Consider the following 24,594-nt stretch of genomic DNA (forward strand, 5'->3'; position numbering starts at 1 on the left):
ACCGATGCCAATCAACGTCAGAATGCCCGCCCTCCCTTTGGACATGGAAGCAGCCACCCTTGTGAAATGGATGTTCAAGGAGGGCGATGACATAGAAGCTGGCGACGTTCTAGCCGAGCTTTCTAGCGGCGGTCATGCAGGTCAGATCAAGGCTGCTGCCGGGGGTATTCTGGAAAGGATCGTCGTCCCGGAAGGCGCTGACGGAATAAAAGTCAGGGACCTCGTCGCCGTTCTCGCCATCAAGAGCGAATCAGGTTCCGTTGCCGTCGCTCCCCGGCAAGCGTCCGACAAACGTGGAGAACCCGGGCCTCAAACCGCAGCGACGAACACCGCCGAAGCTCCATCATCCGCAAGCAAAGGCCCCTCGGACGACGCGGTTCTCAAGCTGTTTGAAGACGGATCATACGAGCGCGTACCTCACAACGGCATGCGTAGGACGATCGCTCGTCGTCTGGTGACGTCGAAGCAAACAGTCCCGCATTTCTATGTCGGCGTAGATTGCGAGATCGACGAGCTTCTGACGCTGCGCTCCCAACTCAACGATGCCGCGCCCAAGTCCGCGGACGGCCTGCCGGCCTGTAGGCTGTCGGTCAACGACATGCTCATAAAGGCGCTGGCGCTTGCGCTGCGTGACGTTCCGGACGCGAACGTCTCCTGGACCGAGAGCGCTTTGGTCAGGCACCGGCATGCCGACGTGGGAGTGGCTGTCTCGATCGGTGGCGGTCTGATCACGCCAATCTTACGCAAGGCCGATCTGAAGACGCTCCAAGTCATTTCCGAGGAGATGAAGGATCTCGTCAAGCGCGCGAAGGATCGCAAGCTAAAGCCTGAAGAATATCAAGGCGGCACCACGTCGATCTCGAACATGGGCATGATGGCCGTCAAGGAGTTCGCTGCCGTGGTCAACCCCCGCACGCGACGATTCTGGCGGTCGGTGCGGGTGAACAGCGTGTAGTCATTAAGAGCGGTGTCATGGCCATTGCGACGGTCATGAGCGCTACACTTTCCATCGACCATCGCTGTGTGGACGGCGCGCTCGGAGCCAAGCTGCTGCAGGTATTTAAGAGCTATATAGAGAATCCGATAGGCATGCTTGCCTGAGCTAGATGACAAGTAGGCTACAAGATGGGTTGTGAGCCCTAGCCAAATTAGCCTCCCATATAGAACCCGCCATTCACGTGAATAGCTTCACCCATGATATAGCTCGAGGCACTGCTGCAAAGGAACGCCACCACATTAGCTACTTCTTCGGCGGAACCGACGCGCCCGGCAGGCGTCACGGACAGAAACTTGTCCCGTTTCTGGCGCAGAAGCTCCTCAATCATCGGAGTATCTATGGTCCCGGGAGACACCGTATTTACCCGTATGTTCGGTGCAAGCTCCTTCGCCAGCGATCGACTGAAAGCCAACACTCCCCCTTTCGAAGCTCCGTAGTGGACGCCGGGCGAGCAGCCTTGGTGCGCCGCGCCCGACGCGATGGTTACAATTGTACCCCCTGACCTAATATGGGCAATCGACCGCCTACAGATGTAGAACACTCCATCGAGATTTATTGACATTGTTCGTCGCCACTGCGCGTCTGTCATAGTCGCCAACGGTATCTCTTCGTAGATTCCCGCTGCCGGAACGACATGGTCGATACAATGAAAACGATCTAAGCAAGTCGATACTACGGCATCAGCATCGGATGGTTTGCTCGCATCATAGGCGATCGACATTACCCTTTCACCAGTAGGATCCAGGGACGACGCCAATTTCGAAACGCTCTCCACATCATAGTCAGCTAGCAACATCCGAGCGCCTAGCCGATGAAATACCCGAGCGATAGCGCTCCCGATCCCACCGGCTGCGCCTGTCACAATGACGACTTGATCCACGAGGCTGTTTTCAATCAATGACATTCGATACATTGCTCACTTCGTCTTGTCGGTTGTCCATTTGCTGTGTCGCGAAGGAGTCTCGCGGCCTCAGCCAGTTCGTTGCCCCTTCGCGAGTGATCTATAGGGAGCGGCTCACTACTTCAAATGAGTATTAATCGTGGCAGAATAACCAGGGGTCATGGCTGTTTCCAAGGACGGGAGTCCAGGTGCCAGAAGAGCCGTTCGGAAAGGGCGGCGGGGCCGGGTGCCGACGGCTCTGGAAATGGGTCAGCGCCGCAAGGCCGCATGCGTAGCTCAACGGGAGCGCATCCGCGAGCTCACCGACGGCATGCCCGATCTGGCCGAGATCATCGAACCGCTGCTCGAGGCACGCGCCAAGCTGCGCCAGAATTTTGCCGCCCTGCACCGCAAGTTTTGACGATCGTCCGGGGTGACGAGAATTGCCGCCGGCTGATGTCGATTCCCGGTGTCGGCCCGGTCGTGGCGCTGGCCTACACCGCCACGATCGACATGCCGGGCCGCTTCCGCAACTCCAAGGTGGTCGGGGCGATTTTGGGCTTGACGCCGGTGCTCAACGAGTCGGGCGAAAGCCGCCGCATCGGTCGGATCTCGCTGCGCGGCGATCGCATGATGCGAACGCTGCTCTACGAGGCCGCGCAGACCCTGCTGACGCGGGTGACGAAATGGTCCTGGCTGAAGGCCTGGGCGATGAACGTCGCCAAACGGCGCGGCCAACAACTTGACCTGCGGGGGCGGGTTTACCAACATGCTCCCTATTTGTTTTATTTTCCAGATGGCGAGTCAAGGGCGATCGCAACGCGTTGCAGGAGCGACGTCCTGGCACGCTCTCTATGTTCTTTATTTGTTCACGCTATTTTGCTATAGCCGTCACGAATCGGGTCGAGATCTGAGCCACCGACGAGGCGATGGTATGCGGAATGGTCGAAGGAGCTGTGCTAACCGCATGTACGAGCGTTGCTTTGAGGTTGAATAATTAGAGATTTGGCCTCACAGTGTCGTACTGCCGCGGAATGCTGCGGATTGCTGCGGAGGCCGGTTCGGGTAGAGATGGTCGTGACGCGGAGCGGGTGACCACGACGCTGACGCGTAGGCAGAAGACGGAGCTCGATCGCCTTGCGAAGACACAAGGCGTGAAAGTTGCTTGGCTGGTCCGGCGAGCGGTCGAGAGATATTTGGAAGAATCCGCGGGCGGGCCCTTGCTGCCGCTGGATCTGGATGGGGGCGAAGATGCAAAGCGCTGAACTCTTCGCCGGCTGTGGGGGGCTGGCGCTCGGAATGTCCCGCGCTGGATTTCGACACCAGCACATGGCGGAGTTCGACCAGGACGCTGTCGCGACGGTGCTGCACAACAAGGCGAAGGGGGTGGAGTACGTCCGCGATTGGCCGATGGGACTTCAGGATGTGCGAGATATCGATTGGAAGAAGCTGACTTCACTCGATTTAGTTTCCGGAGGACCTCCCTGCCAGCCATTTGGCATCGGCGGGAAAAAGCGTGGCCAGGACGATCATCGTGACATGTGGCCCGAAGCCATTCGAGCGGTGCGAGAGGCAAAACCTCGGCTGATCCTGTTCGAAAACGTAAGGAACCTGGCGGGTCCGCGCTTCCGCCCTTACCTCGAATGGATCGTCTCGCATCTTGAGCGGCCAGGGATGATCCGCAGATCAGAGGAGACGCACGCGGAGCATCTCGCGCGACTCACGGCGTCGAGGAGTCGTAAGGAATACAACGTTGTCTGGCAGCTTGTGAACGCTGCCGATTTTGGCGCGGCCCAGATCAGGCACCGCGTTCTGATTTTCGGAATCAGAAGCGATCTCGATGTTCTTCCAACGCCCATGACGCCAATCCATAGCCGTGACCGACTTCTCTGGGAGCAATACGTCACTGGTGAATATTGGACACGACATGGCCTGAAGAGACGCCGCACTCCCCTTATTCAGCAGGATCGCGCGCGCGTTGAGCGGGTGACGCAGGCCGGTGTCGAGCCGGCTGGGGCTCCGTGGGTCACCCTTCGTGACGCATTGAATGGGCTCGGCGAACCCGACGGAAGGCGTAACCACGTCCTTCAGATCGGCGCGCGGGTGTATCCGGGGCATACCGGAAGTCCACTGGACCTTCCCGCGAAGGCTCTGAAGGCTGGCGATCACGGTGTTCCCGGCGGCGAGAATATGATGGTTCGTGACGACGGGTCGGTTCGCTACTTCACCACGCGTGAAGCCGCGCGACTGGTGGGGCTACCAGATGACTATGAGTTTCCGCGGTCGTGGACCGAGAGCATGCGGCAGCTAGGCAATGCGGTCCCGGCTGCTCTTGGAGCTGCGGCTGGTGGTTGGCTGGCCGCGCAGCTCGATGGTGGAAAGGCCAGCGGCGGCCTAGCCTCCACACGTTACGCAGCGTAGGTTTGATTTTTTATTTCAGCCGGAGGGCGAGTCGCGGCCGTTAAACCTCGTTTCGGCTAACGACGGGGTTTAGTGGATGGCGTTGGCACCAGATCGAGCCGCGATTAAGGCACTTGAGGACGCGCTCGCGGCGGTGCTCTCTGCGGCCGGCAGTAATCCCCCTCAGGCGGTTGTCCGACGGATTCGTGAGGGTCTGGCTACGCATGCCGACGCGGTAGAAGCGGCACGCTCGTCTACCGATCCAGTCCGGATGCCTCGCGCGACCTTCGACCCGGCCGACCCAAAGGCGATCGGCCGAATGGTCTCGATCGCGCTCATTGCGCAGCCTCTAATCGCCTTGACGGATGTCCGGCCAGCTTACGGTTCAGGCGTCTACGCGATCTACTATCGTGGCAATCACCCACTCTATGGCGGCATCTCTGGGTCCGAAACCCCGATCTATGTCGGCAAGGCTGATCCGGCGAAAGATGACGCGAGTACCACTCGGGAACAGGGTGCGAAACTTACGGCCCGTCTGTTGGAGCATGCGGGAACGATCGGAACAGCGGAGGGCTATGCTGACAAGCTTCCACCCCGACTGTCGCCCGTAAAATTGGCGGACTTTGTATGCCGCCGCCTTGTGTGCGCGACGAATGCCCAACTAGTCGCTGAGAAGCATCTCATTCGGACGTTTTGGCCGATCTGGAACTCAGAAACCAAGGCGTGCTGGGGAATGAGCAAGCATGGCGACGCGGCGACCACGCGAGCCAATAAGCGCTCCCCATGGGACGTAGTTCATCCTGGGCGACTCTGGGCATTGGATGAGCGGCTGGCGGATTCGCTGACGCCGGATGATATCGCCAATCGGATCGCCGCGACGCTCGAGCGTGTGCCGCCACGACAGGATCACGCCGCGCTGCTGGAGGAGATGTTGGCCGGCTTCCGCCAGGACGATGCCGTCTCCGTGACCCCCGAGATTCCGCCGGTGGGCGAGGACGCTGCGGGGCCCGAACCGGATGAGGCTGGTGGTGTCGACGACTCATGAGACGGAGGCCGCTCGAAGTGCTCAGATGTCACGCATACGAGGGCGCGACACCAAGCCGGAGATGCGCGTGCGCCAAGCTCTACACGCGGCGGGATTGCGATATCGTTTGCATGCGAGGGACCTGCCCGGAAAACCTGATCTTGTCTTTCGGGGCCGCAGGATAGCCCTCTTCGTCCACGGATGCTTCTGGCACCAGCATCCGGACCCGAATTGCAAGCTCTCAAGAATGCCGAAGTCGAAGCTTGATTTCTGGCGCCCGAAACTTGAGGGTAACAGGTTGCGCGACGAAAAAACACGATCCGCGCTGGAAGAGCGCGGTTGGACCGTCGTGGAGGTTTGGGAGTGCCAGACCAAACCTGATCATTTGCGGCAGCTGGTCGCTAGACTTCAGACGACAAACCCGCTGATCGCAGCGGTGAAAAAATCCCGATCGAGAGTCGGGGCGAAGGTGGGAACATGACTCAGGAACTGGATCTTACACCTGCGCCGCGCGTGCTGCAGATGCTCGGCGAAATCAACCTCGAGCAATGGCGCTGCTTGGCCGAGCTCATCGATAATTCCATCGACGGCTTCATTGACGCGGCGAGAAGCGGAGCGGCAATCGCTCAGCCCGAGGTCGCGGTCAGCATACCAATGGCCGACACGGAGAGCGCGCGTGTGTCCGTAAAGGACAATGGACCTGGCATGTCCCTGGAGACCTTGGAAAATGCCCTCCGGGCGGGCTGGTCAGGCAACGACCCGCTCTCAAAGCTTGGGCTTTTTGGAATGGGCTTCAACATCGCCACCGCACGACTCGGTATCGTGACGGAGGTCTGGACAAGCCGGCGGGGCGATCCGGAGCAAGTCGGTGTTCGCATTGATCTGGAGGAGCTTCGGGCCTCCGGAAATTACAAGGTGCCGCGCCAGACCCGTGCCAAAGCCAATCATGAGGATCACGGCACGGAGATTGTCGTGACCCGGCTTAAGCCGGAGCAGCGCGCCTATCTGGCGCGAGCGAACAACCGGACGACCATCAAGAAACATTTAGCCAAGACGTATTCGGCGCTGTTGTCCAATTCAGAGGCTGGCGCGATCCGACTGATGTTGGGCGGCGCGAGGGTGACGCCGCTCCGACCCTGCGTCTGGGATGGGAGCCGGTCGATCGAGCTGCCTGATGGCACCGCTGTTAGCGCGGTGGAGCAGTTCGATGTCGCTCTCGCCCCTCGGCGATATTGCGAGCACTGCATGCGCACGTTGACGAGCGACCAAGAGCAGTGCCCTACCGGAAGCGCGCGCTGCGCCATCGTGGAGACCCCGCGAAGAGTCAAAGGCTGGGTCGGCATTCAACGATATTTGGACAAGACCGATTTTGGCGTCGACTTCATCAGAAACGGCCGAAAAATTGAGATTGGAAACAAGGACCTCTTTATCTGGAACGACGGGGAGACCCAGGAGGTCGAGTATCCGATCGACGATCCACGAAGCAGAGGCCGTTTCATCGGAGAAATCCACCTCGACCATTGCCAGGTGAGTTACACCAAGAACCGCTTCGAGCGTGATGATCCGGCGTGGAATGAGATGGTTCGGGTCGTCCGCGGCGAGGGCCCGTTGCGGCCAAACACCGCGCGCCAGAAGGGTTTCGATGGCAATCAGAGCCCGCTCTACAAGCTGTTCCAGGCTTTCCGTCGCACCAGCCCCCAAGGCAAGAATGGTCTGTGGTCCCGGATCATGGTCGTCCAGGACAACGATCGCGCCCTACACATGGCTGGCTTGTTTGCCAACGCTGACGCCGACTATCTGACGGACGAGCGTTGGTGGCAGCTCGTCGAGGAGCAGGATGCGAAGATTCTCGGCGACACGCCCGGCGCTGGCGACGGAGCTGCGATTCCTGCGGGCTTCCTTGGGGGCGACCCCACTCCGGAAGGTCCAGGCAGTGGCGACGGCGGCGTTCCACCCAGTGGCGAACAGCCTCCTGTAGCATCTCCGGCAGCGCCCGAGCCGGCCCCCGTGCGGCGGCCGATATTCGAACTCACTCGCAAGTACATTCATCCCACCTACCGCGCGGAGTTCGACGTGGAGGCTTTCGCCGTCGATCCAACTGACCCGCAACTACCAGCGGGTCAGCCGTGGGCGGTCCGCTTGGATAACGTCGCGACACGCACCTATTCGTATCTCGTCGATACGGCACACGACGTATTTCGATCCTCGACTATGACTCCCCTAGACGCTCTGCTCGTCGATCTAACCTATCGCACGATTGAGTTCCTTCGCGGGCATAGCCAGGATGCGACGCCGGCGAGTGTACTCGCGGATTTTCGTGCTGAGTATTGTGGCGATACTCGGTTGGACGAGCAGGAAATCATCGCGCTCGCCGGCAATATCCTAAGCGATATCTGCCGTTCGGTTGCCGGTCTTATCAACGGGCAATCTGCCGAGCTTATGTATAGCGAGCTCTCTGACCGCGAAAAGGAAGGAATCGCTCGCCGGATGGCTGGTCGCGGCGTCGCCGATCCACGAGCTCTCATCTTGGAAGGCCGATATTGGGACTACGCGGACGGCGGGACAGTCCGCCGATTATTCATCAGGCATCCCGAGCTATTTCTTGATGGAAAGTACTGGGAGGACGCATACGCTGTCCTTGACTTCGGAGCCGCCGAGGTGACGAACGATGCGAAGGCGGCAACCGTGGCGCGCTTTGACGCGTACCTGGGTGACGCCATTTGGCTCGCCGATCAAACACCAGCGGACCTGGCGCGCGCCTCACGCGACACCGTGATCCGAGCGACTTGTTCGCTCCGGCTCCTCAGACCGGATGTCGTAGTGTGACAGCAGAGCCCTTCCTCCACACTCAGCGACTGCTAAGGGGGCCATGGCAAGCCTTCGAGCGGGATGTTGCTCGGCTGCTGGTGTGCAACGGGTTTGAGGATGTCAGGCTCATTGGTGGTTCGGGCGACGCTGGCGCCGACGTGCTCGGGGTCAAGAACTCGGAGTTGTGGGTAATCCAGTGCAAATTCACAACCGGCGGCTATCCGTCGCCGGCGGCTGTGGATCAGGTCGGCGAGGCGGCACGCTACTATCAGGCTGATCGTCTCTACGTCGCCACAAGCCGCCGCGCCGGACCCGCGATGCAGGCGTCGGTTCGCCGTTGGGCCGCGCTAGGCATTGAGATTGGTATTCTTGAACCGGCGACCTTGCTGGAGATGGCTCGGCGCAGCCCTGAATATCCGCCCAGCAGACGTGATCTTCGTGACTATCAGACTGATGCCGTCGATCGGTTTGTCGGGACTCTTCGCGAAACCGGCCGCGGGCAGGTCGTTCTCGCGACCGGTCTCGGAAAGACGGTTGTGCTGGCGGAGAGCATCGCCCAGCTCTTTCGCGACGAGGCGATCCCCGGCCGGCGGGCATTGGTGCTCGCCGGCACGAGGGAATTGGTCGATCAGTTGCAGAGGGCATTTTGGGACCAGCTTCCAAAATGGGTTCCGACACACCGTTTGATCGGCGGCGAGTTTCCAAGCGAGTGGAATGGCATCACGTTCGCGACCGTTCAAAGCGCCGTATCTCGTCTCGATGATCTACCCGATTTCGGCGTCGTGATGATCGACGAGGCGCACCATGTCGGGTCCGATACCTTCCGCCGGGTGACGGACAAAATGGCGCAGGCGATGATCGGCGGTGTCACAGCGACCCCGTGGCGCGGCGACGGCTATGATATCGACCACTTGCTGGGCCCACCCGTCGTTCGGATCGGTATCGCTGAGGGGCTGAGACGAGGGTTCCTTTGTGAGGCGGATTACCGGCTGCTAGCGGACAATATCGACTGGTCGTTTGTGCGATCGCACTCGCGCAACAGCTATTCAATTACGCAGCTCAACAAGCTCTTGCTGCTGCCAACGCGCGATGAGGAGGCGGCCCGGGCGATCCGGGACACCTTCGACAAGGAGGTCCGACGCTCGGCGATAATATTCTGTTCCTCCGTGACCCACGCCAAAAGCTTCGCGGCCATGCTGAGGCTGTTCGGCTTTCGCGCTGAGCCGATTACCGGCGACATGACGCCTCGGGAGCGCGATCGGACAATGGCGGCCTTTCGAAAGGGCGCGCTCGACGTCGTCACAACTCGCGACCTGTTCAACGAAGGCGTCGACGTACCGGACGTTGACATGATCGTCTTCATGCGTGTCACGCACAGCCGTAGGATCTTTGTGCAGCAATTGGGTCGGGGTCTGCGCATCAGCCCGAGGAAGAAGAAAGTCGTCGTTCTCGATTTCGTCAGCGACCTGCGCCGGCTCGCGGAGGTTGTCGAGCTTGAGAAGGCTGTCCGAGGGGACGTCGAGCGGTTGCGTCTGCCTGGCGTCATACAGTTCCGTGACGAGGGCGCCGGTACATTCATGCTCGATTGGATGAAGGACCAGGCCGATCTGTTCACCCGTGAGGGGGATCCAACGCTAGAACTGCCCGCCTTCGATTTCCCGGCGCCTCATACCAGGGGCGGAATTCAATGACTTCCATCTCAACGGCCCTACGCGACAACCTGAGGGACAAGCTCTGGCGGAAGTGCGATGACCTTGGCTGGATGTCGCTCCAGGACGTCGAGCGGGCTCGCTACTATGAGCTCTGGACGCGGGATGCCTCAATCGGCGGTCAACTTGCCCATGTGATGGATGCCCGAAAGGTGCGCGTCTATATCAAGGATTCCCTTGTGAAACCTTACGTCCGCGCGCGGCTCTCGCTAAGCGAAGCCGAGGTCTGGCGACTACTCGGACTGACCAGCAGCGATCGCATCGTCCACATCTATGTTAAGCCTCACGGCCGCAGGGTTGCGGACGGCAGGGTTATTGGGTGGGGCCGCAGTCGAGATTGGAAGTCAGTCTTAATGGCAGTCTTCGAGCGCGGTCGGGCGCAGCGGTCCTTTTCATCATTTGGCGTCGTTCTGTTGGAGAGCGGGAAAACCGAGGCCGAAAGGTCTCGCGGACTCGTTCGGGAGGCGGCGCAACGGCTTGGCATTGAAAAGCTGGCCTGGCTGGAGTGATCATGAAGGATAAATATCCGGGCTGGTATCCAAAGTCGGCCGCCGAGGCTTCAGCATTGTGGGACAGTGCGATATTTGTTCCTGATGCCAATGTTTTGTTGCACTGCCTCCGTCACCCCGCCGCGGTGCGCGAAGAGCTTTTGCGACTGTTCGACGCGCTAAAAGAGTCACTGTGGATTCCGTATCAGGTTGGGCTTGAGTTTCATCGCAATCGCTTGGATGTCGAGCTTGGCGCGCAGGATGCCTACGACGTCTTGGTTAGAGATCAAGAAGCGACGATCGAGAAGGCGCGTGAGCGGCTACGGCAACTCCGCGCTCATCCCACGATAAGCGTGGCCAAGGAATTGGCAGCCCTGGATATGTTCTCGGCGGATTTTCGCGCGCGAATGGCGACCTCTCAGGCTTCGCACCCGACCGAGGACATCGCGGCGGCCGTCGCGCGCCTTACGCAGCTGTTGGATGGTCGAATTGGTGACAAATGGAAGCCCGAGCAACTCGCCGCTCTCAAAAAGGAGGGTGAGGATCGCTACACGAAGAAGATCCCGCCCGGGTACAAAGACGCAAAAAAGGACGCCGGCGAGTTCGACAAGTACGGTGATCTGATTATCTGGAAGGACATGATGGCGAAGGCGAAGGCGGAGAAGCGGCCGGTCATCTTCATCTCAGATGATGCAAAGGAAGACTGGTGGTGGATTCACAAAGGTCGGAAGTTGGGCCCACGTCCGGAGCTGATAGAGGAATTCCAAGCCGGTTCGGATCAGGATTTCCATATCTACGAGTTCGGCCAGTTCCTAAGGTTCGCGGCGGAGCGCTTCCCGGAGATCAAGGCGGGCGTCGATCAAGTTGAGAAGAGTCTGCAGGAGGACGTACGCGCTCGCCGGAAGCAGAGCGAAGCTGCCGAGGCAAATGAGACACGAGCCATGCTTCGAGAGCTTGAGGACGAAAGGGACCAGATTGTCGGTTTGTTGTCCGGTACACCAGGAGCGGCTGTGCCGGTTTCGACGGTTGACCGCGCGGCCCTCAGGGCTAGGCTCGGGAAGCTGAATAAGGAATTAGAATCACTAACGCCGTCGTCGGACAATGCGACGCCTCCACCGGAGGAACAGTCACACAGCGGAGTATCAGATGGTCACGATGCATGACGGTATCCGTCGACTTCTGCGAATCGCCGCAATTATCTCGATAAGGCGCGCAGATGTATCCGACGCAGATTGAAGGCGGCGCATGACGGCGATCGGCAGATGGTGTCGATCCTGACCGCGGTGTTGACCGACGGCATCGATGCCGTGGAGGCTGCCTGCCAGGAAGCGGTCGATCAGAATGTCTGCTCCGCCGGCGACGACATCCGAGCCACCCGACCTGGCCGCGTTCGTAGCAGGCCTGTCGAGTGCCTGGCTGAAGGTCGAGGCGGTCTACCCGATGGCCTTCGAAACCTTCGACGACGTCGTTGATCACCTTCCCCGCTTATTGAGGAGGTCTACAACACACGCTGACCCCATTCGGCGCTCGGATATCTGAGCCCACACCAATTCGAGGATCAACACACCTGGCAGACTGGCAAATCAGCAGCCTGATATCTGTCCACCCTGAGGGGCGCACTCCAATCGGGGGGTCAGTTTTGGGCGCCGTTTGACAGCCATCTTCGCCCAGTACCCACGTTCTGGGCGTGGCACGTTCAATGCTACGCAGACTCGGGCCATGTAGCTTGCTAGGGACCTCAAACTGCTCTGCGACCCTGAGCATAGGCTTGGACCAGACTAGTTCATAAAGTTCTTCTCGTGTGACCAAAGGTGCCTCCGACACGTCGCGGTATGTTCGCATTCACCCGGAGTGCCTCATTGTCCGTTTCATGAGAAATGGCGGCTACCCGCAACTCGGCTGCACTAGTCGTCAGCCAGGCATGGTGTCTACTTTCCCGCGCTGCGTGATTCTCTCGCTTCGATCCTAAGGGCGACCAAATTTTGCCTAGAATGACCAAATCGAAAACAGCTTCGGCCCAGATTATAAGCCCCGGGCCACAAGGCTATGTGGAGTACGAGATCGACATCGAAACGGTCTTGCGCAACGATCTGCCTCGGCTTGTAAGCGAAGTGCCACTCGCGTCCCTTACAAAGGAGGCGATCGATCAAATACCCGAAGGGGCGAAGGGAGCCTACGTGCTCTTTTTAGATGAGCAGCCGGTATATGCTGGGAAGACTGACGTCCGGCATGGTTTTCGTGATCGCTTGAACCGACATGTCTTCACCATACAAAATCGAAAGCATTTGGATCCTTCCCGGATCGGATTCAAGGCGATCCGTATCATGGTGTTCTCGAATTTCGACGTCGAAGCGGTAACCGGGGCAGATTACCGGGCGGTGGGGGTTTGCAGGCGCGTGCTTTCGTGATTCACCCTTTGCGTGACGCTACCACCGACTGATTCGCTTGAAGGCCTGTCGCTCGCGGAACTCCGCGGGCTGGTTTCTGCGCTGATCGGCGAAGTGCGCGGTCTTCAAGGCCGGGTCGAGAGCCTTGAGATCGAGAACCAGGCGCTACGCGCCGAGAACCAGACCCTGAAGGATGAGATCGCCCGGCTGAAGGACCTGCCGCCGCGTCCCCCGGTCAAGCCGACCAAGCCATCGGGCATGGAGAAGGCGACGCAGCCGACATCTGGCAAGGGCAAGCGCCGCCGGCGCGGCGCCAAGCGCGACGGCGGTCGCGTGAGCCGCGAGGTGACGGTTGCGGTGAGCGCTCCTGCGGGCTCTCGCTTCAAGGGGTATGAGACGATCCTGGTGCGCGATCTGGCGTTGTCGGCCGAGGTGGTGCGCTATCGCCGCGAGCGCTGAGTGGCACCGACCGGCGAAACGATGGTGGCGCCCTTGCCGGCGGGGATCATCGGCGGCTGGGGCGCGAACCTGCGCCGCTTCATTCTGGCCTGTCACATTCAAGGCCCAGGTGACGACGGAGCGGTTGACGGCGTTGTTGACCGGGATCGGGGTCGACATTTCGAAGCGCCAGGTGGTGCGGCTGATTTCGGAGGGCCTGGAGGCCTTCGCGGCGGAGGACCGTGACGTGCTGCGCGCCGGGCTGGCTACGGCGCCCTGGATCACCGTCGATGATACGTCGGCGCGCCACGCCCACCAGGACGGCTACACCACCCAGATCGGCGATCGCCGCTTCACCGCGTTCCGCACCGGGCGATCGAAGTCACGGGAGGCGTTCCTGGCGACGCTGCGTGCCGGGCACAGCGATTACTTCATCAATGAAGAGGCCCTGGCCTATATGCGCGGCCGCAACCTCGCCGGTCCGGTGATCGCGCGGCTGGCGGCTGCGCCGCACAAGGCATTTGCCGACAGCGCCGCATGGCAGGCGCATCTGGCCGCACTCGGCCTCGACCAGCTCGCGGTTGAGCCCAACCCAGTCAGGATCGCCACCGAAGGGGCGATGTGGGGAGCGATCCGCCACCACGGCTTTCTCGCCGATACCGTGGTCGTGTCCGATGATGCCGGCCAGTTCCGCATCGGCGACCATGCTCTGTGCTGGGTCCACGCCGAGCGGCTCGTCCACAAATTGATACCCGTGACCCCGGATCAACGTCAGGCCGTCGACATCATGCGCCAGTTGATCTGGTGGTTCTATCGCGACCTCAAGAGCTACCAGCGTGCTCCTTGTCCGCGCCACGCGGCGGCCCTGCGCGCCCGCTTCGAGCGCCTGTTCAAACGACGAACCGGCTACGTCATGCTCGACCGGCTTCTTGCCAGGCTGCATCGCCGCAAGCATGAACTCCTGCGCGTTCTCGATCGTCCCGAGATCCCACTCCACACCAATGGTTCGGAAAACGACATCCGCGCCTTCGTCACCAAGCGCAAGATCTCCGGCGGAACCGTCAGTGAGGCAGGCAAGAACGCCCGCGACGTCCTGCTCGGCCTGATGAAGACCTGCATCAAGCTCGACGTCTCATTCTTCCGCTATCTCGGCGACCGCCTCGGCATACCAACACAAGAGTCGATTCCGCCGCTCCCGGATCTCGTTAGGCAAGCCGCTCAAGCCTGACTGCCCGGTAATCTGCCCCGGTTACGTCGAAGCGATCCTTATCGATTCGATGAGGAAGGCAGATGAGACGGCGCTGTTGTGGAACTACAGTGGCTTTGGATCCAATGATCCAGGGCACAACCGAGAGGGGCAAGAGCCTTCGAATTTTGACGTTCAATACCCCATAAACATCGATCGTGAGCTGAATATTTTTAAGCTAGGCCCACATCAGTTGCTTCCAATGCTAATCCAGCTCAAGACGCACCTTCCTTTCTATTTTCGATATGAAACCGACTTGCTTCCCGGAAAGAAGAAACCTGCGAATCATAAAAAGGGACATGTTGATCAACGCTCGGCTGCCCCAGTGGTGGTGGACGCCGGAGACACAGTACGTGATTTGCTCAATAAGACGTTGCGGGTCCTTCCAGATGCCTGGCGTGTCACGCTTTTTCCCGGACGAGTGATTCTTTATAAGGAAGGTGTAGACTACAAATATGCGTCGGAGGCCTTCACTGCTTAATCTGTCGGGTCGCAAAAGTTTTCGGGCTTTTTTCAGCGAAGAGTGGCGCTCCGTAACTACGCGGATAGCGTCCCCTTCATTTGGAGCGACGTCTATCTCAAAGCGGAACTGCTCAGGGTTGCTCACTCGCTCCCAGCAGTGGTTGGTGATGGCCGCGACGGTGATCCCTGAATCGACGGCGACATTTACCAAAAACGCGCGATTTGTATGACGACGCTTGCTGCGGCCGCGAGGGCGAGAACCACAAGGAAGCCCAGATCACTGCTAAAGACGTTCAAGTACTTTACGTAGAGCCTCTAGTCAATGTTTGCTGAAGCTTCATGTTTAGGTTGCCATCTTTAGCTTCTTCTTGGCCAGCATCGCTCGTACGAGCTTGTCCCGTTTGGCCATGCCGCCCGCTTCTCGGAAATGTGCTTCCACCTGACGTCCTGCCTGTTCGTGCCGCCTAATACCAGGGGTCATGAGGCTCGAACGACGTGAGCCACTCTCGCATTCCGAAAGCCCCGACCACGAAGTAAGCGCTCGTTTCACGCGGCGTCGATGATGGCGTCGTAGTCCTTGCGGGCGCGTACCGGTTCAGGGGCCGGGTCGATGCCGAGAATGAGATCGACCATTTCCTCTTCGCTGGCATTGTCGGCGCAGGCACCCAAGAGCCGAAGGTAGACCGTGATGCTCCTTGTCGTAGCTCGTGAGGCTCTCAGCCAGGGGACGTCGCCGACCACACGCGGCGTTCCGTCAGTTACGTGACATGGGTTCTTACCTTCACAATTCTAAGCTTCCACCCGTGACGGTTTGTCGAGAATACTCCGTGGTGAGATGCTCGAGCTGGCCTCTCATGTGTGGAGATACGAGAAGTCTTTCGCCCGCAATCTGCGACAGCATCGACAGACAAAGAGGCTATCACAGGACGCCTTGGGGCCGGCGTTGACCGGACATCAGTGCGCTGGAACGTGGCGTGCAAGACGCCACTATCGATATGATCGACAAGCCTGCGAGGTACTCGAAGTTGAGCCGGCAGTCTTGTTGGATCGGCGGTCGCAGATAGACGCGCAATGATGCGCGGGACAGTTTGACAGCGCTACGCGCCGTCCCCGCATCGACCGACACTCGGTCGACTAGACGTCGCACTCGATTGCGTGAGACCGTCGCAATCGATCAGGGTGTGCCTGGCGTGCAGTGGGTCCCGGTTCCCCGGCGCTGTCTAAGGAATAGCGGACAAAATCCCCCCGGGGAAACTGATTCATGCGCCATTCAGCCACGTTCAGCGTTGTCCGATACCCGACAATGTCGGGCACGCAATATAGCATAATCTGATCCATCAGTTGTTTTTAATTGCGTTTTTGCTTTGGCACGGTACATGCGCGGCGTACGGCAAAAGGCGTTCGGACTGAGGAGAAGTCGTCTCATGGCCCCGAAAAAGCGCTGACTTACGCCACCTCCCAAGGCGTACCCGGCCCGGCAGCGAGCTCAGTCTCCTGCCGGGCATTCGGTTTCAGGGTGTATGGGCCCCTGGTGTTCAGAAGTTGAAGTTGGGCGGCGGCAATGTCCGGCCGATGAGGATTGCGGCGAATGGAATATGAGAAGGCAATTTCCAACCGTCTCGAGAGGGATTTCCGACGTCATTAAGAAGCGCCGGATAGACTCAGCGCCCATGGGCGAGGAATTCGTCGTCGAGGAGCTTTTGTCCGACGATGCGATGGTGGCATCGGAAAACATCGCCGGCATGAGCGAACGGAGCCGACGTCTGTTCGCCGGGATGATCGCGTCGGCGCCGTCCGTGAGCTGCCGCGAGATCTCCATGTCCATCACCGCATCAACAGATCCGCGACGACAACTCCAGCGCCCAATCAGACGCGACGCTAGGCTGCTATTTGTCCGTCGCTGCTGAGATACCCCGCTCGGATCGAAGGGGTGCCTTCATCACCGAATTCCCGACCGATCGAATCCTGAGGCAGATGGCCCCTTCACTCAAATTGATATTTGTCCCAGCGAGCACGCTGACGTGAAAAACTGCTGTCGCCGCGATCGCTGACGTTCGGAATCTCCCGGTCGATGCCGTCGCGACCGCGGTAAGATCAAACCGTCGCTTCCTGCTGGGCGGCGCCCTTGACGGGCTAGAAAATTGTAATCTTCGTGCTACATATTCGGCCGTTTTGTAGTGCGAAGGTGTCAAAATGCCAACCCCACACAACCCTCCTGCTGCCGTGCGGCGCGCGCTGCGTAACCTTGGGGCGGACATTCACGATGCGCGTCGACGGCGACGGCTGCCGATGGCGGTCGTGGCCGAGCGCGCCTTCACGTCTCGCTCGACACTCCAAAGGGTCGAAGCCGGGGACAACAACGTCAGCATCGGCATTTATGCCGGCGTCCTGCAGGCGCTCGGCCTGCTAGAGGGCCTGAGTCAAGTCGCCGACATCAGAAACGACAGCGTCGGACAGGCGCTGGCCAGCGCCGATCTGCCTAAGCACGTCCATCTCAGGCGGCCAGCCGGATCATCGCGCGATGACTGACTTCGGGGTGCATATCGATCTGAACGGTCGCATACGCCCGATCGGAATGGCGAGGAGCAAACGCGTCCGAGGCACGGAGACCATCCTTTTCGAGTATGACGGCGCATGGCTTGAGGACCCGGACCGCTTCTCGCTCGAGCCAGCTCTTGCTCTGACCCGCGGCGCCTTCGCTCCTTCCGCCGGTTTTGCGACTTTCGGATCCATCAGCGACTCGGCGCCAGATACCTGGGGTCGTCGCCTTATGCAGCGCGCCGAGCGCCGCCTGGCGGAACGCGAAGGACGCGCCGTTCGCACCCTCACGGAAAGAGACTATCTGCTTGGCGTCGCCGACGAGACCCGCCTTGGCGCACTCCGCTTCCGCTGGGTTGGCGACGAGGTTTTTCAGGCACCGATCCGCGATAGCGTTCCCGCCCTGATCGAGCTTGGCCGGCTGCTCCAAATCACCGAGCGAATTCTTCGTGACGAGGAAACGGACGAAGACATGCAGCTCATCTTTGCCCCTGGCTCCTCCCTCGGCGGTGCCCGGCCAAAGGCGTCGATCATCGATCAAAATGGGCGCCTCTCCATCGCCAAGTTTTCGAAGGAGACCGACGACTACAGCATGGAGACCTGGGAGGAGATCGCGCTGCGGCTGGCCGGTCAGGCAGGTATCGCCACGCCCTTGCACGAGCTGATCGATGTCGCCGGAAAGGCGGTCATGCTGTCGCGGCGTTTCGACCGTGATGGTGCGATCCGCATCCCGTTCCTATCGGCGATGGCGATGATGGGCGCCAAGGATGGCGAGCGTGGCAGCTATCCGGAGATCGTCGATGCCCTTGCGCAACACGGCGCACAGGGAAAGACGGACGCCCATGCCCTCTATCGGCGTGTCGTCTTCAACGTGCTGATCTCCAATGTCGACGATCACCTGCGCAATCACGGCTTCCTGTGGCTGGGAAAGGCGGGATGGTCGCTTTCACCGGCATACGACCTCAACCCCATCCCGACCGATCTCAAGGCGCGGGTGCTCTCGACCAATATTGATCTCGACGAGGGCACCTGTTCGCTCGATCTGCTGGAGGCCGCGTCGGAGTTTTTTGCGCTCACGCTGGCGCAAGCCCGGGCGATTATCAAAGGAGTCGCGGCCGTGACCGCGACATGGCGGGACGCCGCCAAGGCAGTCGGCGCCCGCTCGGCCGAGATAAACCGCATGGCCAGCGCCTTCGAGCACGACGACCTCAAGCGGGCGCGGGCGCTGTGACAAGGACATTCCTTTTTCGATCCAGCAGCGCCAGTCCCGGCGGCCCCGCGTCGCATGAAATACGACACAGATAAACGAAAGGAACATACAGACAGTGATTGCCCGAGGGGTGATCCGGATCGCTCCCAAGGGGACGATGGGCAAGGCGATCTCGTTGGCAGTCTAGATCCTGGATGGACCATCCCAAGGTCGTTCAACAGATTGAGAGGCCTCGCTCTCCTACCCCATCATGCGGCCGGCCCGGTGCAGACCGCGAAGAGAAGCGAGTGACCAACGGGGGCGACATCATTCGGAAAAGACGGGAAAGCTGACCTCACCGACGCCAATCGGAGAACTCCAGCCTCGCCAGCGCCTCCGCGTTCTCCAGCAGGGCCTGCACCGCCTGCGCCGCGCCCTTGGCATCTAGGATCTTGAGGATATCGTCCTTGCTGAGTTTCTGGCCCCCGAGCTCGAGTTTCCCCAGCGGCTCCGCATTGTCCACAAAGGCCTTCAAACTAAGCGATCCCACCTGTTGCGGTGGAAGCGATGATATCCTTGCACGACAGAGCCAAAGGTTCATCGGCCAGTATTGCTGTGGACAAACCTCCCGGAGCGGGGCACGCAACGTATCTGGGACTGCGGCCTTGGGATCGCAATCCGTTCATCATCCAGGAGTTTGCTTCGCGCCAGATGTTCCCCACATCCAACCGCGGGTCTCGACCATAATGTCCGATCGCTGCCTCCTATTCCACGCGCAGACCCCAAGGATCGCCCGATGCCGATCTGAGCTGATGTCGCGCAAGCATCGTCAAGTACCGTTCGCCCTGCCGGACGCAGGCGAGCCACGCGATGCCGTAGGCTACCGGCAAGCGTCTGCGTATCAAGATTCAGGCCGCCCGCAGAAGCTTCAGTCGATCGAGCAGTGGCTCGCTGCCATGGGCGGAACCGATGAAGCTGCTGATCTACCGGCCCACGCGGCGCGCCACTGCAACAAGCCCGATGTAGAGACCTTGTTCGGGCCACTTGCCGAACTGCAACTCGAAACATTCGAAGCCTTCTCGGCGAGAACCGCCTGGTCGCTCGCAAGCTTGTCGCCCGCCACATGCGACCCCTCTTCGCCGACAACCTGGCGCTTATCGCGTCGAGAGAATATCCCGCCAGTACTTCAGAATTGCCTCCACGGGTTGCCGAGCCCCACGCCGGCACCCATCGAGCAGCAATGATTCGATTCCCGTATTCGGAGATCGCTCGCGCGATTGCCGGATCTGCGAACCGTGCAAGCAGATGCTTCAGATCCCGCCCATGCAGAGATATTTCATTTCGAGGTAGTCCTCGAGGCCATGGCGGGAACCCTCACGCCCGATGCCGGACTGCTTGATCCCGCCGAAGGGTGCCGCTTCCGAGGACATGCGTCCAGTGTTGATACCGACCATGCCATATTCCAGGGCCTCGGCCACACGCCAGACACGCTTCAGGTTTGAGGCATAGAAGTAGGCGGCGAGGCCGTAGATCGTGTCGTTGGCCTCACGCACGACCTGATCCGCATCGTCGAAGCGAATGATCGGCGCCAGCGGCCCGAAAGTCTCTTCCTGGGCAACCGCCATCACGCTGGAAATCTCGGTGAGGACCGTTGGTTCGAAAAACGTGCCATCCTTGCCGATGCGATTGCCCCCGCATCGAATTGTACCGCCTTTTTCGACCGCATCCGCAATATGGGATTCGATCTTGGCCAGAGCATGCTTGTCTATGAGCGGTCCGATATCCACCCCGGGAGCGAAGCCGTCGCCGACCGATAAGCGGCGGACTTTCTCCACGAATTTCTCGACGAACTCATCGTGAACTTTCGATTGAACGTAAAGGCGGTTCGCCGACACGCAAGTCTGGCCGGCATTGCGGAACTTCGCCTGGATCGCACCGTCGACCGCAGCGTCGATTTCGGCATCGTCGAAGACGATGAAAGGTGCATTGCCGCCGAGCTCGAGGCTGACCTTCTTGATCTGGTCCGAGCATTGGCGCATCAGCAGCCGGCCAACCTCGGTCGATCCGGTGAAGCTGATCTTGCGGACCTTGGGATTGGCGCAGAGTTCGCGACCGACCGCGTCGCCTTCGGACGCATAGACCAGGTTGACCACGCCTTCGGGGAAGCCAGCGTGGTGCGCAAGTGCGAACATGGCACCAGCCACGAGCGGCGTCTGTTCAGCGGGCTTGAGGATGATCGTGCAGCCTGCGGCCAAGGCTGGCGAGATCTTGCGCGCGACCATCGAGGCTGGGAAATTCCAGGGTGTTATCGTGCCGACGACGCCGATCGGTTGCTTGATCACCAGCATCCGACGGTCCGTCGATGGTGCGGAGATCGTCTCGCCATAGATGCGATTGGCCTCCTCGGCGTACCATTGCAGGTACGCCGCAGCATGCGACATCTCCGATTTGGCTTCGGCAAGCGGCTTGCCCATCTCCGCTGTGAGTATAGCGGCGAGATCGTCGGCGTGGTCGATGATCAACTGATGCCAACGCCACAGAACGTCGCTGCGCTCACGTGCGGTCAATCCTGCCCATCCAGGCTGGGCGACATAGGCCTTGTCGATCGCAGCGCATGTTTCCTCGACACCCATGTCGGGAAGCTCTGCCAGCACTTCGCCGGTCGACGGGTTGAGGACCTCGAATGTTCGCTTGCTAATGCGCGTGCCAAGTGCCGGCAGGCGATCAATGGGTCCAAACAGGTCGGGGGATTTCAGGTGACGGATCATCGGCAGGCACAGGGGCAATACCGGATTCCTCCTCGACGCAGCGGGTATATTAGCAGGGTCCGGCGTGTATTGCGCGACGCCGGGGTTGCTTATAGGGCCTCGGCCGGACAGCTGGTAGTCCAATGTACGCAACTGGAAAGGGAGCTACTTTGAGAGTTTTCTAACGATGGTCGCGGTTCTCGTTCGGCGAAAAAATCGGAAGTCGGCTTCGCCATCCGCACGCAGTGCATGCAGGGGGCCTGCGCCTTTCAATCTGCGGACCATGATCGGGGTCCTCTACCACCCGAAGAGAAGCTGGCGTGAGGGGGAGCGTGCCACAATCAGGCGAGTAGGCCGCCTGAACCGGCAGATGCCTCGCAAGGGCCCCCAAAACCGCTCGGCGGGCTTTTAAAAAACCCCACTAGCCAGCCGAACCGGACCACACTCCCCGTGAAAAAGCTCACAAGGGGAGAGGGAAGTCGAAACGGGCTCCTGTATTCATCCTTTGCCCCCCAGCGGCGGGCCAACGACCATAATGGCGGGCTCGGCCGAAAGCAGCTTCTTCGCCGCAGCCTTGACCTGGTCGAGCGTCACCTGATCGATGAGGGCGGCGCGGCGCTGGATGTAGTCGGTGCCGAGATTGTCGAGCTGCAATCCGACGAGCGTGGCTGCAATCGAGCTGGAGGAATCCAGATGGTTGATGGCATAGGCGCCGATCAGATGCTTCTTGCTCGCCTCGAGCTCGGCCTCCGTCGGCCCTTGCTGTGCCATCTGCTTCACCACCTGATGCACAATGCTCAGCGTCTCGGCGGCGCGGTTCGAGCGTGTCGCCGTCCTAACCAGCAGCGCATGAGAATGCTCGTAACCGGCCAGATAAGAGCCGACGCCATAGGCAAGGCCGCGCTTTTCTCGCACCTCCTCCCACAGGCGCGACGTGGAGGGCGAGCCGCCGAGGATATCGTTCATCAGCAGTGCGGCGAAGAAATCCGGCTCACTGCGTCCGACGCCAGGAAAAGCCAATTGCAGCGAGGTCTGCGGAAGCTCGTAGTTCACCTCCACCTGCTGTCCGAGTTTCGCGGCGACATCGGCAACGGGGGAGAGCGTCTGCTTCTCGTGCAAATCGCCGAACAGCTGGTCGAGCTTTTCGCTCAGCCTCTTGCCGTCGATGTCGCCAACCACGACAACATGGAGCCCGTCGCGTGCGAAAATGGCCTTGCGGAAGGCGCCGAGATCGGCCGGCGTTATGCCGGCGAGGCTCACCTTGGTCCCTTCGTCCGGCCTCGAATACGGATGCGTGCCGTAGATCGCGCGTAGCCATTTGCGCTGAGCGATCGCATCGGGGTCGGGCTCATTGGCAATGATGCCGGAGAGCACCTGGGCGCGGATGCGGTCGACCGGCTCCTGGTCGAAGCGCGGCCTGTTGACCGCGAGCCTGAGCAGATCGAAAGCGGCTTCCTGTTGTTCCGAAAGCATGCGCATCGAGCCTTGGATGCCGTCGCGTTGCGCGTCGAAGCTCATCTCGGCGCCGGCATCATCGAGCTTCACCTGGAAGGCATCGCTGTCGAGATCGCCGGCGCCCTCGTCGAACAGGCGGGTCATCAGATGAATGAGCCCCTCCTTGCCGACCGGGTCCTGCGTGGTGCCGCCCTTGAAGACGAAGCGGACCGAGATAATCGGCACCGTATGGTCCTCGACCAGCCAGGCGTTGATTCCCTTTTCAGATTTCACCTCCTGGATGTTCATCGCCGCATGGGCCCTGAGCGCAGGCAGGATGAGGAAGAGGATGGCGAGGAGGAGGATGGCCAGCGCAGTGGCGAGGCGTGCGACGCTGTCTTCTGCCGCTGAAAGCGGAAATGGCAGGGCTTGTGCATAGGCGGCTCGGCGTTGGTTCATCGTCACATCAATTCTCCGTCTTGGGCAAGAGATAGCCGGTGGTCGAATGGTCGGACACGAGATAGCGGGCGGCGACGGCCTTCACCTGATCGGCGGTGACCTTGCGGATGCGGTCCGGCCATTCCTGTACATCTTTTACGGTACCGCCAGTGGCAAGCGTCGAGCCATACATGTTGGCGAGGTAGTCCTGCTCGTCTTGGGCGAAGATCACCGAGCGGACATAGCGGTCTTTGGCCTTTTCCAGCTCTTCATCTGTCACACCGTCCTTGGCGATGCGGGCGACTTCGGCATCGGCCGCGGCTTCCAGGTCGGCAAGCCTTGCACCGCCGCGCGGCGAGCCGTAGATGGCGAAGTTGGTGGCATCCAGCATGGTGCCGTGGAAATTGGCACTGGCCTCGGTGGCTATTCCCTGTTTCACCACCAACTGCTGGTAGAGCCGGCTGCGGGTGCCGCCGCCGAGGATCTCGGCCAGGAGGTCGAGCGCCTCGGCCTCGCCAGGTTCGGCCGTATGATAGGACGGCACCACCCATTGCGTCGAAAAGCTCGGGACCGACACGCGCGCGTCGGTGAGCGTCACCGTGCGCTTAGTGTTCTGCTCCGGCTCGACCGGCCGGACTCGCGGTAGCTGCTCCGGTCCGCGCGAGAGCTTACCATACGTCTTCTCGGCCAGCGCCTTCACCGTCTCCGGGTCGACATCGGCCGCCACCACCACAACGGCGTTGTTGGGGTTATAATATTTGTTGTAGAAGGCGACGGCGTCGACGCGGTTCAGCTGCTCCATCTCTTGCATCCAGCCGATGATCGAGATGCGGTAGGGGTGGTTCTGCCAGAGTGTGGCGTCGACCTCCTCTTCCAGAACCGCCCGCGGATTGTTGTCGATACGCCAACGGCGCTCCTCCAGGATCACGTCGCGCTCGGTCTTGATGACATCGTCGGCGAGGATGAGGTTGCGCATACGGTCGGCCTCGAAGCCCATCATCTGCTCCAACGCCGAGGGCGCCACTCTCTGGTAGAAGGCGGTATAGTCGTAAGAGGTGAAGGCATTGTGCGAGCCGCCGATCTCGGCCACCGCGCGGTTCAGCTCGCCGGCGACGTGATTGGCCGTGGCCTTGAACATCAAATGCTCGAAGAAATGCGCGATCCCGGATTTGCCCGGCGGCTCGTCGGCGCTGCCGACCTTGTACCACACCATATGGGTGACGATCGGCGCGCGGTGATCGGGGACGACCACCTCCATGCCGTTGTCGAGCATGAAATCCGTCACCTTGCCGTCGTCGGTGGCGGCCAGAACCGGAGCAGTCATCGCGAAAACCAAGGCGGTCTCAATGAATGCCCTGCGCAGCCACCGTGACGGAAGTTTGGTGGATGGCTCCCGTTGTGGTGGCCGG

At 60.4% G+C, this 24,594-nt stretch carries 19 protein-coding genes and 3 pseudogenes; 16 read left to right on the forward strand and 6 right to left on the reverse strand.

Going from position 1 to position 24,594, the window contains the following annotated elements; translation table 11 throughout:
* The first annotated feature begins 4 nt into the window (after positions 1-4).
* Positions 5-1,101, forward strand: a pseudogene (locus AC0V8S_RS35845) (2-oxo acid dehydrogenase subunit E2).
* A 47-nt stretch (positions 1,102-1,148) separates the two neighbouring features.
* Here the strand turns inward: AC0V8S_RS35845 and AC0V8S_RS35850 are convergent.
* A complete protein-coding gene (locus tag AC0V8S_RS35850) occupies positions 1,149-1,910 on the reverse strand; it encodes an SDR family NAD(P)-dependent oxidoreductase (protein WP_475439032.1) in 762 nt (253 codons plus the stop codon).
* 274 nt (positions 1,911-2,184) lie between these two features.
* Between AC0V8S_RS35850 and AC0V8S_RS35855 the strand changes: the two are divergent.
* The 12 genes and pseudogenes from AC0V8S_RS35855 to AC0V8S_RS35910 all read left to right on the forward strand — a co-directional run.
* Positions 2,185-2,618: pseudogene (locus tag AC0V8S_RS35855) on the forward strand (transposase); the annotation flags it as partial.
* Positions 2,619-2,911: 293 nt separating this feature from the next.
* Positions 2,912-3,142, forward strand: coding sequence for a ribbon-helix-helix domain-containing protein (locus tag AC0V8S_RS35860; protein ID WP_475439033.1), 231 nt, complete (start codon positions 2,912-2,914; stop codon positions 3,140-3,142).
* Entirely contained in the window at positions 3,129-4,298 is a 1,170-nt protein-coding gene (locus tag AC0V8S_RS35865; RefSeq protein WP_475439034.1) for a DNA cytosine methyltransferase, read from the forward strand. The genes AC0V8S_RS35860 and AC0V8S_RS35865 overlap by 14 nt, the downstream gene beginning before the upstream one ends.
* Before the next feature lie 76 nt (positions 4,299-4,374).
* Positions 4,375-5,322, forward strand: a complete 948-nt coding sequence (locus AC0V8S_RS35870; protein WP_475439035.1) for an Eco29kI family restriction endonuclease — start codon at positions 4,375-4,377, stop codon at positions 5,320-5,322.
* Positions 5,294-5,782, forward strand: a complete 489-nt coding sequence (locus tag AC0V8S_RS35875; RefSeq protein ID WP_475439036.1) for a very short patch repair endonuclease — start codon at positions 5,294-5,296, stop codon at positions 5,780-5,782. The genes AC0V8S_RS35870 and AC0V8S_RS35875 overlap by 29 nt, the downstream gene beginning before the upstream one ends.
* Positions 5,779-8,127 carry an ATP-binding protein gene (locus AC0V8S_RS35880; RefSeq protein WP_475439037.1) on the forward strand — a complete coding sequence of 783 codons (2,349 nt, stop codon included), beginning with the start codon at positions 5,779-5,781 and terminating at the stop codon, positions 8,125-8,127. The genes AC0V8S_RS35875 and AC0V8S_RS35880 overlap by 4 nt, the downstream gene beginning before the upstream one ends.
* Complete coding sequence (locus tag AC0V8S_RS35885) at positions 8,124-9,800, forward strand: DEAD/DEAH box helicase family protein (RefSeq protein WP_475439038.1); 1,677 nt, start codon at positions 8,124-8,126, stop codon at positions 9,798-9,800. The genes AC0V8S_RS35880 and AC0V8S_RS35885 overlap by 4 nt, the downstream gene beginning before the upstream one ends.
* A complete protein-coding gene (locus AC0V8S_RS35890; RefSeq protein ID WP_475439039.1) occupies positions 9,797-10,327 on the forward strand; it encodes a hypothetical protein in 531 nt (176 codons plus the stop codon). Before AC0V8S_RS35885 ends, AC0V8S_RS35890 begins: the two co-directional genes overlap by 4 nt.
* 2 nt (positions 10,328-10,329) lie before the next feature.
* Positions 10,330-11,469 (forward strand): PIN-like domain-containing protein, encoded by a 1,140-nt coding sequence (locus AC0V8S_RS35895; protein WP_475439040.1) that lies wholly within the window; start codon positions 10,330-10,332, stop codon positions 11,467-11,469.
* Between the two features lie 828 nt (positions 11,470-12,297).
* Positions 12,298-12,714, forward strand: coding sequence for a hypothetical protein (locus AC0V8S_RS35900; protein ID WP_475439041.1), 417 nt, complete (start codon positions 12,298-12,300; stop codon positions 12,712-12,714).
* A gap of 45 nt (positions 12,715-12,759) precedes the next feature.
* Positions 12,760-14,359: pseudogene (locus AC0V8S_RS35905) on the forward strand (IS66 family transposase).
* 76 nt (positions 14,360-14,435) lie between these two features.
* Complete coding sequence (locus AC0V8S_RS35910; RefSeq protein WP_475439042.1) at positions 14,436-14,858, forward strand: hypothetical protein; 423 nt, start codon at positions 14,436-14,438, stop codon at positions 14,856-14,858.
* Between the two features lie 527 nt (positions 14,859-15,385).
* Here the strand turns inward: AC0V8S_RS35910 and AC0V8S_RS35915 are convergent.
* Positions 15,386-15,580, reverse strand: a complete 195-nt coding sequence (locus AC0V8S_RS35915) for a hypothetical protein (protein ID WP_475439043.1) — start codon at positions 15,578-15,580, stop codon at positions 15,386-15,388.
* Between the two features lie 929 nt (positions 15,581-16,509).
* On the opposite strand from AC0V8S_RS35915, the gene AC0V8S_RS35920 reads away from it, so the two are divergent.
* The 3 genes from AC0V8S_RS35920 to AC0V8S_RS35930 all read left to right on the forward strand — a co-directional run bounded on the left by AC0V8S_RS35920 (position 16,510) and on the right by AC0V8S_RS35930 (position 18,608).
* The gene (locus AC0V8S_RS35920; RefSeq protein WP_475439044.1) at positions 16,510-16,746 is read left to right on the forward strand and encodes a hypothetical protein; all 237 of its coding nucleotides are present in this window, start codon (positions 16,510-16,512) and stop codon (positions 16,744-16,746) included.
* Positions 16,747-17,032: 286 nt separating this feature from the next.
* On the forward strand, positions 17,033-17,368 hold the full coding sequence (locus AC0V8S_RS35925; RefSeq protein ID WP_475439045.1) for a helix-turn-helix domain-containing protein: 336 nt from the start codon (positions 17,033-17,035) through the stop codon (positions 17,366-17,368).
* Entirely contained in the window at positions 17,361-18,608 is a 1,248-nt protein-coding gene (locus AC0V8S_RS35930) for a type II toxin-antitoxin system HipA family toxin (protein WP_475439046.1), read from the forward strand. Before AC0V8S_RS35925 ends, AC0V8S_RS35930 begins: the two co-directional genes overlap by 8 nt.
* Positions 18,609-18,921: 313 nt before the next feature.
* On the opposite strand, the gene AC0V8S_RS35935 is transcribed toward AC0V8S_RS35930, so the two are convergent.
* The 4 genes from AC0V8S_RS35935 to AC0V8S_RS35950 all read right to left on the reverse strand — a co-directional run bounded on the left by AC0V8S_RS35935 (position 18,922) and on the right by AC0V8S_RS35950 (position 24,509).
* The gene (locus tag AC0V8S_RS35935; protein WP_475439047.1) at positions 18,922-19,101 is read right to left on the reverse strand and encodes a hypothetical protein; all 180 of its coding nucleotides are present in this window, start codon (positions 19,099-19,101) and stop codon (positions 18,922-18,924) included.
* Between the two features lie 775 nt (positions 19,102-19,876).
* Positions 19,877-21,334 (reverse strand): NAD-dependent succinate-semialdehyde dehydrogenase, encoded by a 1,458-nt coding sequence (locus AC0V8S_RS35940; RefSeq protein WP_475439159.1) that lies wholly within the window; start codon positions 21,332-21,334, stop codon positions 19,877-19,879.
* Between the two features lie 477 nt (positions 21,335-21,811).
* Positions 21,812-23,206: a M16 family metallopeptidase gene (locus AC0V8S_RS35945; RefSeq protein ID WP_475439048.1), complete on the reverse strand. Its 1,395-nt coding sequence runs from the start codon at positions 23,204-23,206 to the stop codon at positions 21,812-21,814.
* Positions 23,207-23,213: 7 nt separating this feature from the next.
* Complete coding sequence (locus tag AC0V8S_RS35950) at positions 23,214-24,509, reverse strand: M16 family metallopeptidase (protein WP_475439049.1); 1,296 nt, start codon at positions 24,507-24,509, stop codon at positions 23,214-23,216.
* Between the last annotated feature and the right edge of the window lie 85 nt (positions 24,510-24,594).

The organism is Mesorhizobium oxytropidicola, from assembly GCF_056174625.1.

Coding starts and splice junctions, on each gene's coding strand:
- AC0V8S_RS35850 (WP_475439032.1), bottom strand. CDS start 1,910: ATGTATCGAATGTCATTGATTGAAAACAGCCTCGTGGATCAAGTCGTC.
- AC0V8S_RS35860 (WP_475439033.1), top strand. CDS start 2,912: ATGCTGCGGATTGCTGCGGAGGCCGGTTCGGGTAGAGATGGTCGTGAC.
- AC0V8S_RS35865 (WP_475439034.1), top strand. CDS start 3,129: ATGCAAAGCGCTGAACTCTTCGCCGGCTGTGGGGGGCTGGCGCTCGGA.
- AC0V8S_RS35870 (WP_475439035.1), top strand. CDS start 4,375: ATGGCGTTGGCACCAGATCGAGCCGCGATTAAGGCACTTGAGGACGCG.
- AC0V8S_RS35875 (WP_475439036.1), top strand. CDS start 5,294: ATGAGGCTGGTGGTGTCGACGACTCATGAGACGGAGGCCGCTCGAAGT.
- AC0V8S_RS35880 (WP_475439037.1), top strand. CDS start 5,779: ATGACTCAGGAACTGGATCTTACACCTGCGCCGCGCGTGCTGCAGATG.
- AC0V8S_RS35890 (WP_475439039.1), top strand. CDS start 9,797: ATGACTTCCATCTCAACGGCCCTACGCGACAACCTGAGGGACAAGCTC.
- AC0V8S_RS35895 (WP_475439040.1), top strand. CDS start 10,330: ATGAAGGATAAATATCCGGGCTGGTATCCAAAGTCGGCCGCCGAGGCT.
- AC0V8S_RS35900 (WP_475439041.1), top strand. CDS start 12,298: ATGACCAAATCGAAAACAGCTTCGGCCCAGATTATAAGCCCCGGGCCA.
- AC0V8S_RS35920 (WP_475439044.1), top strand. CDS start 16,510: ATGGGCGAGGAATTCGTCGTCGAGGAGCTTTTGTCCGACGATGCGATG.
- AC0V8S_RS35925 (WP_475439045.1), top strand. CDS start 17,033: ATGCCAACCCCACACAACCCTCCTGCTGCCGTGCGGCGCGCGCTGCGT.
- AC0V8S_RS35930 (WP_475439046.1), top strand. CDS start 17,361: ATGACTGACTTCGGGGTGCATATCGATCTGAACGGTCGCATACGCCCG.
- AC0V8S_RS35940 (WP_475439159.1), bottom strand. CDS start 21,334: ATGATCCGTCACCTGAAATCCCCCGACCTGTTTGGACCCATTGATCGC.
- AC0V8S_RS35945 (WP_475439048.1), bottom strand. CDS start 23,206: ATGAACCAACGCCGAGCCGCCTATGCACAAGCCCTGCCATTTCCGCTT.
- AC0V8S_RS35950 (WP_475439049.1), bottom strand. CDS start 24,509: ATGACTGCTCCGGTTCTGGCCGCCACCGACGACGGCAAGGTGACGGAT.